Consider the following 16,122-nt stretch of genomic DNA (forward strand, 5'->3'; position numbering starts at 1 on the left):
GCTACAAGCTCAGCGTGAGCGTGGACCTCAAGCACGGCTTCATCCGCCGCCTCGCCACGGGCACGGCCAGCGAGCACGACGGGCACCACTTCGATGAGGTGCTGGACATGCACAACACCGGGCGGGCAGTGCATGCGGACAAAGCCTACCCGAGCCGCCAAAGGTGCCAGATGCTGAAAGTGCTGGGATTCGTGGATGCGATGCAGCGCCGTGCGCAGGCGGGCCGACCACAGAGCGAATGCCAGAAGGGGCGCAACCAGCGCATCGCAAAGAAACGAGCCAAGGTGGAGCACGTGTTCGCCGGTATCCGCCACCTGGGGGGCAAGTTCGTGCGCACCATCGGACAGGCGCGCGCCACGGTGGGGATGACGATGATGGCCGCCTGCTACAACATGAAGCGACTGGCCTGGTTCCTGCATCGGGGCGTGGATGCTTTCTTCAAGCCCGCCACTGGCAAGGCACAAGTGCGCCTGCAAACGGTGAAAGCCTGAGCCACCGGGCCTGCAAGGCCCCTCATGCACCCAGGCGCAGACCGCTGCTGGGCCTCATCACGCTCAAACGGCTACTGGCGCCCACTCCTCCCTATTCGGATTCGTCAAACATGGGGTTGTGAGAGGCTCCCATCAGTAAAGCGTCGAAAGCCGGCTCCCTGCCCAACGTGGCCTTCATGGACCAGCCCACGACCTTACGGGTGCAGAGGTCCAGAAACACGACTAGGTACAGCTTGCCAAGTCCGGATGTAGTGATGTCTGTGACCCAGACCTTGTTGCCAAGTTGAATATATGTTCGCCGGTATCCGCCGCTACTAAAGGGGGGCAACTTCGTGCGCACGATCGGAAAAGCGCGCCACGGTGGGCATGACGATGATTGCCGCCTGCTACAACATGAAGCACTTGGCCTCATTACTGGAGCGGGGCAAGGATTCGTCCTTCAAACCCGACACTTGAAAGGCAAAGGTGGCCCGCAAACGGCGAAAGCGTGAGCCGTCAGGGCGGCTAGGCCCCGATGCAAGTGGCACAGATCATCGGGGACCTTATCGCGGATTCAAAATGGCTGGAGTCTGACCGTCCGTATTCAGATTAGTGCCGCACCTAGAGTTGCGAGATGTCCTCCTCACACAGAGTCCCCACATCAAACTATAACCGCCATTTATCCATTAATTTCTCAGGACTCAAATTATCGTAGCCCTCAAAAGGTTGGTGAATCCAAGGATTAGTGGTTAAAAATTCAACGGAATAATCCGGGGTGAAGCGTGAAATTGCCTTAGTCCAAATTACCGCACTACGTAGCTCTACAATAGGAGCGTATTGATTCTTCAACAATTCTATAACCGCATTCAAGGTATGCCCGGAATCAGCCAAATCATCCACCAAAAGCACTTTACCCGCAATTTCGCCCTTTGGCGTCGTGATAAACCTTGCAATATCCAAGTGCCCCTGAATTGTCCCCGCTTCTGCGCGATATGAACTAGTGGACATGATTGCAAGCGGCTTGCTAAATATCCGACTTAAAATATCCCCAGGACGCAGCCCACCACGGGCTAGACACAAAATCGTATCAAACTCCCAGCCAGACTGGTGAATCTTAAGTGCCAATTTCTCAATCAAACTATGATATTCATCATAGCTCACATATAGATGCTTACCGTCTTCCGTTAACATTAAGTACTCCTGATTCACGCACCAACCTCACACAGTGACTAACTAGTAAATTTCAACTTACCAAGTATGGGTTATGCAATGTAATGGTGTGATCTCGATCAGGACTCGTGGAAATCATAGCAATTGGAACCCCAGTCACCTCCTCAATTCGCTCCAAATACCTTCTCGCATTAGCAGGTAGCTCTTCATATCTTGTCACCCCCACAGTCGATTCAGTCCAGCCGGGAATCGACTCATAAATGGGAGTGCAGCGGGAAATCTCCTCTGCACCCATCGGTAAAATTTCGATGTGCGCTCCATCAAGCTCATACCCTGTGCAAAGCATCAGTTCCGACAACCCATCCAACACGTCCAGCTTCGTGATACAGAGCCCTGTCAATCCATTGACTTGGGCACTTCGCTTCAAAAGTGCTGCATCGAACCAACCACAACGGCGACTACGGCCTGTAGTGACGCCTTTTTCCGCGCCTACCGTACTCATGTGATAACCCGGTGTACCAGGAACCTCCCAATCCAGCTCCGTAGGGAAAGGACCTCCTCCAACCCGCGTGCAATAGGCTTTGGTGATGCCCAAAACATAGTGAAGCAGGTTGGGACCCACGCCAGACCCCGCAGCAGCATTGCCAGCGACACAATTGCTAGATGTCACATAGGGGTAAGTGCCATGGTCTACATCCAGCAAGGTTCCCTGTGCACCCTCAAAAAGCAAATTGGCTCCCGCTACATGGGCAGCATTCAATTCGCTAGATACATCTGCAATCATGGGACCAAGCAGTTTCGCATGTTGCATAGCCTCATCGAAGACTGCATTGAATTGCACTTCTCCGTCAACCAAATAGGGGGCCAACGAATCACCAAAAACAAAAGAGCCGGAGTTTAAAAAAGTCTTGAGAACATGGTTATGCAGTGCCAGCAACTCACGCAGCTTTTCAGCAAAACGGGCTGGATACTTCAGGTCTTGGACACGAAGTGCGCGTCGAGCAATTTTGTCTTCGTAAGCAGGACCAATGCCACGACCTGTTGTTCCTATTTTTTCGGTCCCCTGGTGCTCGCGTGCAGCCTCTCGGGCCACGTCGATGGCTACGTGAAAGGGCAAAATGAGTGGGCAGGCTTCGCTTACTCGAAGGCGCGACCGAACCTCAACCCCAGCTTTTTCCAAGCCTTTTATTTCTTCAAACAACTTGGCAACCGACAGCACGACACCATTGCCGATGTAGCATTTGACGCCCGGCCGCATGATGCCACTCGGAATCAAGTGCAAGGCCGTCTTGACGCCATTGATGACCAAAGTGTGACCTGCATTGTGCCCGCCTTGGAAACGAACAACACCTTGGGCGCTTTCTGTAAGCCAATCAACCAGCTTTCCCTTGCCTTCATCACCCCATTGGGTGCCTACAACGACTACGTTCCGACCTTTGGTTGCTTTCATTTCAAACCCGATTCAATATAGCTAATGCTTCAGATAACTTTCACGATCCAACGGTCGGCAACTTTAGCCAACTCCCGGTCGTAACGAAACTCGTCGAACTCACTCTCATTACCAGGAAAAACGCACACAACGGTCTCGCCGCGGCTCCGCAAATCAGCGACAGCCTCGTTGACGTCGGAATCTTGCATCCATGGGGCCCTGATGGCAGTTTTCAACGCCCGTGGAGAGACGACGCTTACCAGTTGTTTGATATCCAAGCTAAACCCAGCTGCAGGACGGTTACGGCCAAACACCGCTCCAACTTCATCGTACCGACCACCACGAACCACAGCGTCGCTCGCTCCCTTTGCATAGATGGTGAACCGAGTTCCGCTGTAGTAGGCATACCCTCTCAAATCCGCCAAATCAAATGTGACCTTGGCCCCTACAAGATGAGCGGCCAGAGATCGCAAGTTGGTTAATATTTCGTCCACGCCGGGAACGTGATGAAGCGCTTCCTGTGCTTCGTCCAAAACAGAAAGGTCACCATACAATTGCAGCAGCGCCTTCAGCCCCTCACGCGATGTCGAAGGGAAGTCACGCGTAAGACTTGCCAATTCGCTCGCATCTTTGGCTGCAAGTGCGGCATGCACTCTGCGTACCGCATGCGCGTCCAAAGAGAGATTTGTAAGAAGACGCCGCACGATGCGTACATCTGCCAAATCTACGCTGGTGTCACGAACTTCGGCCACGCGTAGACATTGCAGCGCAAGCAAAACCGCCTCCAGGTCAGCTTCCAGACCCGCGTGACCATAAATTTCGGCGCCAAATTGAAGCGGCTCTCTCGTTGCATGGGGGCGATCGGGCCTCGTATGAAGCACAGGCCCGCAATAGCACAGCCGCGTGACACCTTTGCGGTTGAGCAAATGGGCATCAATGCGTGCAACCTGCTGTGTCATATCCGCACGTACGCCCAAGGAGCGCCCCGACAGCTGATCGACCAGCTTGAAGGTCTGAAGGTCGAGCGCCTCACCCGTGCCCGTCAACAATGACTCCAAATGTTCCATCAAGGGAGGCATGACCAGCTCATAGCCGTAGCCCTGAGCGGTGTCTATCAGCCCGCGACGTAGTTCTTCGATGTGTCGAGCCTCGGAAGGCAAAACATCGGCAATGTGATCCGGCAGGACCCAGGCAGACATGGAAAGTGGGAGGCTGTTAAAAACGCGATTCTACCGGCATGACCGTCCGCAGTGGCCGCCTCAAGACCACGTGTGGTGCCGAATTGCTGTACCAAGACAACAGCATGGGAAGTCACAAAAAAGTAAGCGCGCCCAGCGAGAGCGCGCTATCCATGGACTCTACTTACGAGTCGCGGATGGAGGTGCAGCACCAGGGCTAGCGCCACCTCCACGGAAAGCTTTGAAAAATTCAGTGGAGGAAGGGTCTACCACCATGACATCGCTCTTCTTATTGAAGCTCGACTTGTAAGCTTCCAGGCTGCGATAGAACTGCGCAAATTGCGGGTCACGTCCAAAAGCTTCTGCATAAACGCGAGCAGCTTCTGCATCACCTTCGCCCTTCACCTTCTGGGCATCGCGATATGCATTGGCAATCGCGACTTCACGCTGACGGTCTGCATCCGCTCGGATTTTTTCGCCCTCTGCCGCCCCTGTGGAACGCAGTTCGTTGGCCACCCTCTTGCGCTCAGCCTCCATGCGACGATAAACAGACTCCGTGATGGCCTCGACATAGTCCACGCGGGTGATGCGAACATCAACGACATCGACGCCCCAAGGCTTGGCACCTTGAACAACCTCCAGCACCTCGCGCTTCACGTCCGACATCAAAGCATCACGCTTGAGTGACAACAACTCCTTGACGGTCCGCTTGTTGACCTCTTCCTGGAAGGCGTTACGCACGACCCGATTCAACTGCAGCGCTCCGGCATTCTCATCAAGGCCGACGTTGCGAATGTAAGCTGACGGATCTGAGATCCTCCAGCGCACATACCAGTCAATGACCACCCGCTGCTTTTCGGCAGTCAACATCGACTCGGTGTCAGTGCTGTCAAGTGTCAACAACCGCTTGTCGATGTATCGCACATTCTGAAAGGGTGGGGGCATCTTGAAGTTAAGACCTGGCTCCGTAATCACATCTTTGATTTGACCCAGTTGGTACACCACACCGAATTGGCGCTGGTCCACCACAAACAAGGTTGAGCTCAAGAGAGCAAGCAAAACCAAGACAGTAGAAACGAAAAATCCGACTCTGTTCACAATGCGCTCCTATCGAGACTCGCGCTCACGCGTACGGCTGGAGTCCCGCGCACGGGGGTCAGCAGGAAATGTGGAAGCAGTTCCCGACGGCGGAACAGCAGACGACGCCGCTGGCGGCAAGGAATCACTCGACGCTGCAGCACCAGTCTGCGCGACACCCTGCATGATCTTGTCCAAAGGCAAGTACAACAGATTCGAGCCCTGACGGGACTCCACCAGCACTTTGGTGACGTTCGTGTAGATCTGCTGCATCGATTCGATGTAGAGGCGGTCCCTGGTCACCTGGGGCGCCTTTTGATACTCAGCAAGCAGCGAACTGAATCGCTGCGCATCGCCCTGGGACTGAGCCACAATCCGCGACTTGTAGGCTGCTGCTTCCTCAGCCAACCGAGAGGCCGACCCGACCGCGCGAGGGATGACATCGTTGGCATATGCTTGCGCTTCATTCTTGGCCCGCTCCCGCTCCTGTCCCGCCTTCAGAACATCATCGAAAGCTGCCTGCACTTGCTCAGGAGGACGCACCCCTCCCTGCTGCAAATTGATGCCCACCACTTCGACACCAACCTTATAGCGATCCAAGATCGTCTGCATGAGAGTGCGCACCCTTGGCGCAATTTGATCTCGCTCTTCGGCCAAAGCGGTATCCATCCGCATCTTGCCGACGATCTCCCGCACCGCAGTCTCAGCTGCTTGCACCACAGCATCTGATGGGTTACGGCTCTCAAACAACCAAGCTCTCGCATCGTTCAAACGGTACTGCACGGCAAATTTGATTTCGACGATATTTTCGTCTTCAGTCAGCATTGCCGATTCACGCAAGCCGGTGCTTTTGATCACCACATCCCGGCCGACATCGGCAGACCGGATTTGCGTCACGAAAACGAGTTCGTGACGCTGGATCGGATAAGGCAGCCGCCAGTTGAAACCGGCGTTCACGGTGCTCTTGTATTTTCCAAACTGCGTGATGACGGCCTGCTGACCTTCTTGCACAATGAAAAATCCGGTCCCAAGCCAGATCAACACGGCAATTGCGGCAATCAAGCCAATGCCGAAACCCGCATTTTTCATGTCCGGCTGGAAACCGCCGCCTGCAGGACCACGGCCTCCACCCTGCTTCCCCCCAAAGAGACCGCCCAGCTTGCGGTTGAGGTCACGCCAGAGTTCATCCAGGTCCGGTGGCTGACCAGCGGTGTTTTTGTCACGTCCTCGATGACCCGAGGAGGGCGTGGATGGGGGACGCTCCGAATCGGAGTTTCCAGTGCCATCGTTCTTATCATCGCCACGACCCCAACGGGGGTCATTCAGATTCAACATTCCCCGGATGCGCTCAGGCAATATGGCCCAGCGCGGGGTACGGCTTTGAGGATTCATTCGCAAAATCTCTGTTTCTCTGAATACGTGAACAAAGCGGCATTGTGCCCAATCAGGCACTATCTGGAGGCAATTCAGCATCGGCACCTAGGGTCATGGATGCCGGCTGGGCTTTGGGCACGCAGTCCGACAATCCGCGCCTCAAGGGGGGAAGCCCCTCTCCAGAGCCAGCACTCAGGAAGAACCGCTGAACGGGGGTACCTTGCATGTCGTAGATGTCATTCAGGACTTCCGGCCGTTGCTCGGGCGACAACATGTCCAGCTTGTTGAAAACCAGTATCTGGGGCACGTTCGCAGCGCCGATTTCAGAGAGCACCCGCTGGACTTCCGCAATTTGCTCTGGAAAGTTGGGATTCGATGCATCTACCACATGCAGCAAAAGATCTGCATCTACCGCCTCCTGGAGAGTGGCCTGGAACGCATCAATCAATCCATGGGGAAGATCACGAATGAACCCCACGGTGTCCGACAAAGACACCGATCGCCCTGCCTCTGCAAGATAGAGTTGGCGAGTCGTCGTATCCAATGTGGCAAACAGCTGATCTGCGGCGTACGCTCGCGCTTTTACCAGTGCATTGAACAGTGTGGATTTACCGGCGTTCGTGTACCCCACCAACGATATGTTGAAAGTATCTCGGCGCTCGCGCTGGCGTCGCTGTGTGGAGCGCTGACGCTTGACCTTTTCTAGTCTTTCGCGTGTGCGCTTGATCGACTCACCGATCATTCTTCGATCAAGCTCGATCTGTGTTTCGCCTGGCCCACCCCGGGCTCCGATGCCCCCACGCTGACGCTCCAGATGGGACCAGCGTCGGACAAGTCTGGTGCTCAGGTATTGGAGTTTTGCCAACTCCACTTGCAGCTTGCCCTCATGGCTTCTAGCACGCTGGGCAAAGATTTCCAAGATCAACAACGTTCGATCATTGACTGGAAGATCCAGATGCCGTTCGAGATTGCGTTGTTGCGCTGGACTCAAGGCCTGGTCAAACAGCACTTCCACCGCCTGATGCATCTGCGCAAGCAGCCGGATCTCGTCCGCCTTGCCACTGCCTACAAACAAGGCGGCATCAGGGGCTTTCCGCTTGCAGGTGATTCGCGCCACGGGATTCAATCCCGCTGTCTGCGCAAGCAGACCCAACTCTTCCAGCTCAGCGTCGAAATGGAGCAAACCAAAATCAACGCCAACCAAGATGACCGGCGTCTTCGGCGAGTCAGGCGTATCGTATGAACTCAAGACGGCCCGCCCAGAGGCATGTTCGCTACATGCCCGACGGGCATACCACCTTCGTTCAAGAGTTACCGGCCTCGGCGTCGGGCGCTTCAGCCGTCGAGAAGTTGACAGCGCGACCTGGGACGATGGTGGAGATGGCGTGCTTGTAGACCATCTGGGTGACCGTGTTACGCAGCAGCACCACGTATTGGTCGAATGATTCGATCTGGCCCTGAAGCTTGATGCCGTTCACGAGGTAGATCGAGACGGGTACATGCTCGCGACGAAGCGCGTTCAGGAAGGGATCTTGAAGAAGTTGGCCTTTGTTGCTCACGATATTCTCCGTGTTCAGGAATATTGTTGTAAAGCGGCACCTTACCACAGCTGTAGAGGCGCCGAAGGAAAACCGAGGAAACCCCTCGCAAGGTTCTGGGCTAGTGGTCGCCCTTGTCTGTGAAGGGGTTGTGCGATGTCTTCAACTCGATGCGAAGAGGGGTCCCGACCAGATCGAACTCTTTGCGGAAACGGCCTTCTAGGAAGCGTTTATACGCTTCCGTGACATGCTCCAACGAATTGCCATGGACCACGATGACAGGCGGATTCATGCCGCCTTGATGGGCGTATCGCAACTTGGGCCGGAACATGCCAGAACGCTTGGGCGCCTGGAACTGCACCGCCTCCAGCAGCAACCGCGTCAATACCGGCGTGGACATCTTGCACATCGCCGCTTTCTGGGCCTGCACGATGGATGCCCACAAAGGGCCTAACCCCTGGCGCTTCTTTGCCGAAATGAAGTGCAACGACGCAAACTTGAGGAACGACAACCGCGTCTCGATGGAGCGCTCCAGCAGTTGTCGACCATAGTCGTCCATGGCATCCCATTTGTTGACCGCCAAAACCACCGCTCGGCCACTTTCAAGGATGTATCCAGCGATGTGCGCATCCTGGTCGGTGACCCCTTGGGTCGCATCGAGGACGAGAAGCACCACATTGGCGGACTCAATGGCTTGCAGTGTCTTCACCACGGAGAACTTCTCGATGGCTTCGAACACCTTGCCTTTTCGACGCAAGCCTGCGGTGTCGACCAACTCAAAGCGCTGGCCATTGCGCTCGAAAGGAACGGAAATGGCGTCTCGCGTGGTCCCTGGCATATCGAATGCCACCAAGCGCTCCTCGCCCAGCCACGTATTGATCAGGGTGGACTTACCGACATTCGGGCGGCCAGCGACCGCAAGCTTGACCACGCTCTTGTCTTCGGCTTCCGAGTCTTCTTCCGGATCCGGCAAGTGGAGAGGCTCAAGAGCCAACTCAACCAAGCTGCGAATACCCTGTCCGTGGGCTGCTGAAATGGGATAGATCTCTCCCAACCCCAGCTCATAGAACTCGACGAGTTGCACCCCCTCGCGCATTCCCTCCGCCTTGTTGCCGACAAGGAGACAGGGCTTGCCCAGGCGCCGCAGGTAGTTGGCGATGTCATGGTCCTGAGCAGACAACCCGGCGCGGGCATCGACGACAAAGATGACGACATCGGCCTCAGCGACAGCCTGCTGCGTCTGCTTGGCCATCTCGCGGTAAATGCCGCTGGCGGCATCGGGCTCGAAGCCTCCGGTGTCGATCACGATGTATTCGTGCTTGCCCTGCTTTCCGTTCCCGTAGTGCCGGTCACGCGTCAAGCCTGCGAAGTCGGCAACGATCGCATCCCTCGACTTCGTCAGCCGGTTGAAGAGCGTGGATTTGCCCACATTGGGGCGACCGACCAAAGCGATGACTGGTTTCATCCAGATCAACCCGTCAATCCGGGCGGAAGCCGTAAACGCCGCCGTTGCGCGTTACGACCACCAGAGTGCCCCCTGCCGCCACCGGCGCTGCAGCGATGCCCGAACCATCCGTCGTCATCCGATTCAGCGGTGAGCCATCTTCACGCGAGAGCAGGTGCACCAAGCCCGTGTCGTCACCGACAACGACCGACCTGCCAAGCAACAGCGGTGCGGTCAAGCGCCGGTATTGAAGTCGGTCCGAAGACCAGGCACGCGAGCCATCAGCACGCCGCCAGGCAACCACCACCCCGTTGCTCTCCGTGCCGAAAATCGAGGTGTCATCGCCGTGAATGCCTTCCGTTCCATTGGCCGGCTGCGTCCAGGCCACGGTACCTCGCACCGTGTTCACACAACCCACAGTAGACACAAAAGCGCGGGCGCAAACACTGTCGCCTTCGCGGCTTGTGCGCCCGACCAATTCAACCAGCCGCTCGACATCATTGGTCCCTCTGGGGCTGGCCAGCGGCGCTTCCCAACGCACCGTGCCATTGTCAGGATTGAATCCGACCATCCGGCCCGCCAGTCCCGCGACCAGCGTGTCGCCCACAGCCGTCAATACACCCGACTGGCGCAACACCAGCGGCTCCCCCGGCCTGGGTTGATTCCACAAACGAAGCCCCGTCGCAGCATCAAACGCCGAAACGGACCGATCGGCCGCCAGGACGAAGATGCGATTGCCCGCCACCAACGGCGCTGTGTACGCTTGCGCGGACAGCGGCTTGCGCCAAATCTCACGGCCATCGGACAAGGCAATCAACTGGTTATCGACGGAGACCACAGCGGCCCACTTGCCGTCGCTGCCCACACCAGCAGACAAAGGCGTGCCAAGGCTGGCTCGCCAGACATCACCGCCGGTGCGCGCATCGACGGCAGCGACCACGCCATCCGCAGAAGCCACCGTCACCGTGTTGCCATTGACATGCACATCCAGCGGCAGGCGACCGATGCCGCCCACTTTCGACGTCCACGCCTGGCGCACACCGATCACTGGCACGTTCGCACCCAACTCGGCGGGCTTCGGCTTTGCGGGACCGCCCCACAGGGAGCAACCGGTCAACAGTAGAAAGCATGCCGTTGCCACGGCAGCGACCGCTACGCGTGGCGCACCCAAACGTGTTTTCTGAAAACCCATGCGACCGCGCATCATTTGGAATCTCCAGCATTCGCTGCCGAGGCCACGAGTTGTGGCTGCACACCCAGGGCATTGAGCTTCACCTCGACCAAGCGGCGGTACTCCATGCCCTCTTCCAGCGATTTGTAGGCACGCTGGTATTCAGCGATGGCTTCCGGCTTCTTGTCCAGCAGCGCCAATGCGTCGCCCTTGCGGTCCGCGACCAAGGCATCGAACTCTGCAGGAAAACTTCCAGACAACTGCTTCAACGCTTCGTCGTATGCCTTCTGGTCCATCAGCAAGCTGGCAAGCCGCAGTTTGGCCAGTGCCTTGTAGCCCGCATCCGAAGCATTGTCGGCAACCCAAGCCAGGGCCGCCTTGGCACCGTCTGGATTGCCGCTTTCCACCAAGCTTTTGGCTACCAGAAGGCCGGCTTGCCCCGCCTTTGTCGTACCGCCATACCGCGATTTGAGGTCGCCGAAAGCCTGCTCCAAGCGCGCGGTGTCTTTTGCCTGCGCAGCCGTTTCCACGGCATCAGACAGCGCAGCCGCCTGTGCCGCCTGTCGGTTCTGCCAGTACTGGTATCCATTCCATGCCGCAAACGCGCCGAAAACCAATACCAGGATGCCACTGATCAGCGTGCCCCAGCTATTCCAGAAATGCTTGAGTTGGTCAAGCTGCTCTTGTTCTTCAAGATCGAGGTGATTTGCCATGTAGGGTCTCTGTTAGCGGGGGGATTGTAGAGTGGGCGCCCAGTCGGGCAGCGCATCGAGCGCCCGCTCCACCTGGTCACCCCCGCCTTCCCGCAGTGGTTTGATCGTCACGGCCGATCGCGCAAGCTCATCGGAACCAAAGATCAATGCGTGCCTGCAGCCGCTGGCATCGGCCTTCTTGAACTGCGATTTCATGCTGCCCATGCCTTCGCCCCAAACCGCAGGGCTGTGCATCTGCACGCTCACGTCCAAGGCCCGCAACCGCTGCAGCACGGCCATGACAGCGGGCAACGACTTTTCGTCCGGCACGATGGCATAGGCATCGGCCACCAGCATGGGCGGGGCCGCTTCCTGCTCTTTGACGAGTTCCAGCACACGCTCGACTCCAAGAGCCCAGCCCACCGCCGGCGCGGGCTTGCCCCCAATTTGCTCGAAGAGATAGTCGTAGCGCCCCCCCCCGCAAATGGTGCCTTGGGAGCCGAGTTGCTCCGTCACGAACTCAAAGACCGTGAGGTTGTAGTAGTCCATGCCCCGGACCAGGCGCGGATTGACGGTCCAGGCCACGCCATTCGCATCAAGGATGGCCTTGACGGTGTCGAAGTGGCGCCTGGATTCTTCGCCAAGGTAGTCCAGTAGTTTGGGAGCCGCTTGCACCAAGCTCTGCATGGCCGGATTCTTCGTATCCAGGATGCGCAGGGGATTGCTGTGCAGGCGGCGGCGAGCATCCTCGTCCAAAAGCTCGGAATGGCCTTCCAGATAGGCGATGAGCGCCGCACGGTGGGCTTTGCGCTCTTCAGGCTGCCCAAGGCTGTTGAGTTCCAGGCAAACGTCTTTCAGGCCCAGTTCCTTCCAGAGTGCATCCGCCAGCAGGATCAGCTCGGCGTCGACCTCGGCGCCATGAAAACCCATGGCTTCGGCACCGATCTGGTGAAACTGCCGGTAGCGCCCCCGCTGTGGCCGCTCATGGCGGAACATCGGCCCCATGTAGTACAGGCGCTTGCCACCGTCGTACAGCATCGAATGCTCCGATGCGGCACGAACGACGCCTGCCGTCGCCTCGGGACGCAGCGTCAGATGCTCACCGTTCAAACGGTCTTCGAACGAATACATTTCCTTTTCGACGATATCGGTCACTTCGCCCAAGCCACGCACGAACAGCGCCGTCGGTTCGACGATGGGTGTTCGCACATTGCGATAGGCATATCGGGCCATGAGTGCCCGCACCTTGTCTTCCAGCCATTCCCAGCGCGCCGAGTCGGGGGGAAGAATATCGTTCATGCCTTTGACGGCCACCAATTTGCCGGTCTTTGGCAGAGGATTGCTTGTCTTGTTGCTCACGGAATGCATCAATGGGTTAAGTGACTGGCGCGCCAGCAGCGGCCTGCGCATGCGCAGGCTCGGAAGGCGGCTTTCAATTCAGATCAAGAATCAGCGACCGCCGTGCTGAAGCGGTCGGCGATGTAGCGTTCGACGAGCTCCTGGAACTCCTGCGCGATATTGTCGCCGCGCAGGGTCAACGCCTTCTCTCCGTCGATGAAGACGGGCGCGGCCGGGGCCTCTCCGGTGCCTGGCAAGCTGATGCCGATGTCGGCGTGCTTGCTTTCACCCGGACCGTTCACGATGCAGCCCATCACCGCCACCTTGATCTTTTCGACCCCGGGGTATTTGAGTCGCCAGACCGGCATCTGCGACCGAAGAAAGTCATCGATCTGCTTGGCCAACTCCTGAAAGGTGGTGCTGGTCGTGCGCCCGCAACCGGGGCATGCGGTCACGCTGGGTACGAACATGCGCAAACCCAGCGCCTGCAAAATTTCGGAAGCCACGACGACTTCCTGGGTGCGGGCCTCGCCAGGCTGCGGCGTGAGGGAGACGCGGATGGTGTCGCCGATGCCTTCCTGCAAAAGAATCGACAAGGCCGTGGTGGATGCCACGGTTCCCTTGGTGCCCATGCCCGCTTCGGTCAGGCCCAAGTGCAAGGCGTAGTCGCAACGCTTTGCCAACTCACGGTACACGGACACCAGATCCTGCACTCCGCTGACCTTGCACGACAGGATGATCTGGTTGCCATCCAGACCCATTTCCTCTGCGCGCTTTGCCGATTCGATGGCCGATGTGATCAGCGCTTCATACATGACCTGCCGCGCATCCCAGGGAGACGGCCGCCGATTGTTGGCATCCATGAGCTCGGCGAGCAATTCCTGGTCGAGGCTGCCCCAGTTGACGCCGATGCGCACGGCCTTGTCCCAGCGCATGGCCGCGTCGATCATCTGACCGAACTGGCGGTCGCGCTTGTCGCCCTTGCCGACATTGCCGGGGTTGATGCGGTACTTGGACAGCGCCTGGGCGCAATCGGGGTATTCGGTCAGCAGCCGGTGCCCGTTGTAATGGAAATCTCCCACCAGCGGAACGGTTTCGCCCATGCGATCAAGCTGCTCGCGGATATAGGGGACCGCCGCAGCCGCTTCGGGTGTGTTCACGGTGATCCGGACGAACTCGGAACCGGCCTGCGCCAGTTCCTTGATCTGTATCGCCGTGCCGATTGCATCGACGGTGTCGGTATTGGTCATGGACTGCACACGCACGGGTGCGTCTCCGCCCACCGTGACCACACGCGAGCCCCAGGTGATTCGGGCTTGCCGCGAGCGTCGCGGCTGGGGCGCAGCCATCGCAATCGGAAAAGCGGGCGTTAATAAAGGGTTCACGGTTTCACCTCAAATCGGGCAACGTTTTCGCGCGAAACGGTTTTGAGCTCCAAAGGCTTGCCGTGGACAACCACTTCGGTGACGTCGGCCTTGCCGATGACCACGGACCATGGCGGGGTTCCCGGAACCGTCACGCTCTCGCCGGCCGCCAAGACACGCTGAAGGACGGTGGCTCCCGCCGAACTGCGCACCTGAACCCACGATTCTCCGCGCGTGCGAATGACCAGTGCGGCATCCGGACTACCTGCCGGTGCGGATGCCGAGGCCTCAGGCGCGGCCACTGCAGCCGTCGCCGCGGGCGATACACCCGATGGGCTTGCCATGGAAGATGGCGCAGAAGCCGACGGGGTCGGAGCCGAAAGTGCAGTCACTGGCTGGGCAGGACTAGCAGCATCGGCCCCTCTGGTGCCTTCGGCTTCCGGGACAGTGCCTGTCGCCGCCACCGGCTCATTGCCGGCCACGCCATCGGGCCGATGGGGCCACAGCAGAACGGCAGCAGCGCCCACCAGCAACACGATCACCGCAAAGATGGCAGTGCGGGAACCCGATCCGCTGGAGGACGATGCCAACTGGCCGCTGCCAGGCTTGAACGATGCATTGATGCCTCGGTGCGCCGACAGCGCAGGTGGCTGATTGCGCGGCAGCAGCGCCAGCACGGGCGCAGGATCCACCTTGAGCGTTCGGCACATGCTGGAGGCCAGGGCACGCACAAAAACCACGTCCGGAAAAACCTCGAAGTAACCCGCTTCCAAGGCTTCCAGCTTGTGCACCGGCACCTTGAGGGCCACGGCCAGTGCCGCAATGTGCACGCCAGCGGATTCGCGGGCTTGCCGCAGCATCAGCCCTGCGGCCGCGCTGTCCTGGGTTGGCGAGACTTCACTGTCCACAGGCTGTCCATCGTGCCCCACCACCGGCTCATTCATTGAACGCCCCTCGGTCATATGCCATCAATTCTTTGGAGTCAGGAAAACGCTTGCGCAGTTGTTCGGCGAGCTGCCGCATCGCCACCGAATCACTCAACGCCCGCTCGATCTTGATGCCCAGCCAAAGCGATTCCGCATTGGCGAACTCGCTGTTGTTCAGGCGGCGAATGTAGAACTGCGCACGCTTGATCTCGCCTCGGCGAAACATGAGCGACGACAGGTTGTATCCCACCACAGGGTTGCCCGCATCCAGTTCATACGCCTTGAGCAATGTCTGCTCGGCTTCTGCGATCTGCCCGGCACGCTCCTGGCAAAGGCCTTGGGCCATGAGCGTCTTGCTGCGGGCGGTATAGGTCCGGCTGGCCAGGGCCCGCTCGAAATACTGTTGGCTTTCCGCGTACTTCTGCTGCTGGCACAGAAGCCAGCCATAGTTGTGCAGCAGGTTGGGCTCGGACGGGTGAAAGCCGAGTGCACGGCGAAAGCTCTCTTCCGCCAGCGGCAGATCCCCCAGGCGCAGATAAATCAGCCCGCGCAGGTTGTAGGCATCACCGTACGACGGGTCGGTGGTCAGCGATTGGCGTACTTCGTCCAGCGCCACCGTGGTCTGGCCCATCTCGAGGTAATTGGCGGCCAGCTCCAACCGGAGCCTGGCGCGGCGGCGGGTTTCCGTCTCTTCCGACGGCGTGACGTACTCCGCACTGCCAGACGAGGCATTCGAGCCGCCAGAGGCCGCGCACCCACCCAGGCCCGCCAACCCGACCGCAGCAAGGCACAAGGCCATCGCCCATCGGGCATGCCGCTCAACAACCGCGACCGATCTCGTCATGTAGATCCTTCCTGCTCAAAGGCAATGCGTGCCATGCGCCAGCTTCCGGAAAAGGTGATTTGAAAATCCCAATGGCGGCATCGCTTTACCCATTCGTCCGTCACGGC

At 58.4% G+C, this 16,122-nt stretch carries 15 protein-coding genes; 1 reads left to right on the plus strand and 14 read right to left on the minus strand.

The window, feature by feature from the left end; genetic code table 11:
* Positions 1–491, plus strand: a 491-nt coding sequence (locus tag AVMA1855_RS00005) for a transposase (protein WP_284424137.1), incomplete at its 5' end; no start/stop codon positions are given.
* Positions 492–1,136: 645 nt separating this feature from the next.
* On the opposite strand, the gene AVMA1855_RS00015 is transcribed toward AVMA1855_RS00005, so the two are convergent.
* The 14 genes from AVMA1855_RS00015 to pilW all read right to left on the minus strand — a co-directional run bounded on the left by AVMA1855_RS00015 (position 1,137) and on the right by pilW (position 16,015).
* Positions 1,137–1,661 (minus strand): phosphoribosyltransferase, encoded by a 525-nt coding sequence (locus AVMA1855_RS00015; RefSeq protein WP_284424138.1) that lies wholly within the window; start codon positions 1,659–1,661, stop codon positions 1,137–1,139.
* 52 nt (positions 1,662–1,713) lie between these two features.
* Complete coding sequence (locus tag AVMA1855_RS00020; RefSeq protein ID WP_284424139.1) at positions 1,714–3,090, minus strand: adenylosuccinate synthase; 1,377 nt, start codon at positions 3,088–3,090, stop codon at positions 1,714–1,716.
* A gap of 29 nt (positions 3,091–3,119) precedes the next feature.
* Positions 3,120–4,268, minus strand: a complete 1,149-nt coding sequence (locus AVMA1855_RS00025; protein WP_284424140.1) for an ATP phosphoribosyltransferase regulatory subunit — start codon at positions 4,266–4,268, stop codon at positions 3,120–3,122.
* Positions 4,269–4,427: 159 nt separating this feature from the next.
* Complete coding sequence (gene hflC, locus AVMA1855_RS00030) at positions 4,428–5,345, minus strand: protease modulator HflC (protein WP_284406106.1); 918 nt, start codon at positions 5,343–5,345, stop codon at positions 4,428–4,430.
* A 9-nt stretch (positions 5,346–5,354) separates the two neighbouring features.
* The gene (hflK, locus tag AVMA1855_RS00035; RefSeq protein WP_284424141.1) at positions 5,355–6,716 is read right to left on the minus strand and encodes an FtsH protease activity modulator HflK; all 1,362 of its coding nucleotides are present in this window, start codon (positions 6,714–6,716) and stop codon (positions 5,355–5,357) included.
* Positions 6,717–6,768: 52 nt separating this feature from the next.
* On the minus strand, positions 6,769–7,947 hold the full coding sequence (gene hflX / locus AVMA1855_RS00040) for a GTPase HflX (protein WP_284424142.1): 1,179 nt from the start codon (positions 7,945–7,947) through the stop codon (positions 6,769–6,771).
* A gap of 55 nt (positions 7,948–8,002) precedes the next feature.
* Positions 8,003–8,257, minus strand: a complete 255-nt coding sequence (gene hfq, locus AVMA1855_RS00045) for an RNA chaperone Hfq (RefSeq protein ID WP_272568224.1) — start codon at positions 8,255–8,257, stop codon at positions 8,003–8,005.
* A gap of 100 nt (positions 8,258–8,357) precedes the next feature.
* Positions 8,358–9,701, minus strand: a complete 1,344-nt coding sequence (der, locus tag AVMA1855_RS00050) for a ribosome biogenesis GTPase Der (RefSeq protein WP_284424143.1) — start codon at positions 9,699–9,701, stop codon at positions 8,358–8,360.
* A gap of 13 nt (positions 9,702–9,714) precedes the next feature.
* The gene (gene bamB, locus AVMA1855_RS00055; protein ID WP_502870239.1) at positions 9,715–10,887 is read right to left on the minus strand and encodes an outer membrane protein assembly factor BamB; all 1,173 of its coding nucleotides are present in this window, start codon (positions 10,885–10,887) and stop codon (positions 9,715–9,717) included.
* Complete coding sequence (locus tag AVMA1855_RS00060) at positions 10,884–11,564, minus strand: YfgM family protein (RefSeq protein WP_284424144.1); 681 nt, start codon at positions 11,562–11,564, stop codon at positions 10,884–10,886. The genes bamB and AVMA1855_RS00060 overlap by 4 nt, the downstream gene beginning before the upstream one ends.
* A 12-nt stretch (positions 11,565–11,576) precedes the next feature.
* Complete coding sequence (gene hisS, locus AVMA1855_RS00065; protein ID WP_284424329.1) at positions 11,577–12,911, minus strand: histidine--tRNA ligase; 1,335 nt, start codon at positions 12,909–12,911, stop codon at positions 11,577–11,579.
* Between the two features lie 74 nt (positions 12,912–12,985).
* The gene (ispG, locus tag AVMA1855_RS00070) at positions 12,986–14,230 is read right to left on the minus strand and encodes a flavodoxin-dependent (E)-4-hydroxy-3-methylbut-2-enyl-diphosphate synthase (protein ID WP_284424330.1); all 1,245 of its coding nucleotides are present in this window, start codon (positions 14,228–14,230) and stop codon (positions 12,986–12,988) included.
* Positions 14,231–14,262: 32 nt separating this feature from the next.
* Entirely contained in the window at positions 14,263–15,189 is a 927-nt protein-coding gene (locus AVMA1855_RS00075) for a helix-turn-helix domain-containing protein (protein ID WP_284424145.1), read from the minus strand.
* Positions 15,182–16,015, minus strand: a complete 834-nt coding sequence (gene pilW, locus AVMA1855_RS00080; RefSeq protein WP_442867365.1) for a type IV pilus biogenesis/stability protein PilW — start codon at positions 16,013–16,015, stop codon at positions 15,182–15,184. The genes AVMA1855_RS00075 and pilW overlap by 8 nt, the downstream gene beginning before the upstream one ends.
* Positions 16,016–16,122: the final 107 nt, after the last annotated feature.

This window comes from Acidovorax sp. SUPP1855, assembly GCF_030158955.1.
In the GTDB taxonomy this organism is placed as follows: domain Bacteria; phylum Pseudomonadota; class Gammaproteobacteria; order Burkholderiales; family Burkholderiaceae_C; genus Paracidovorax.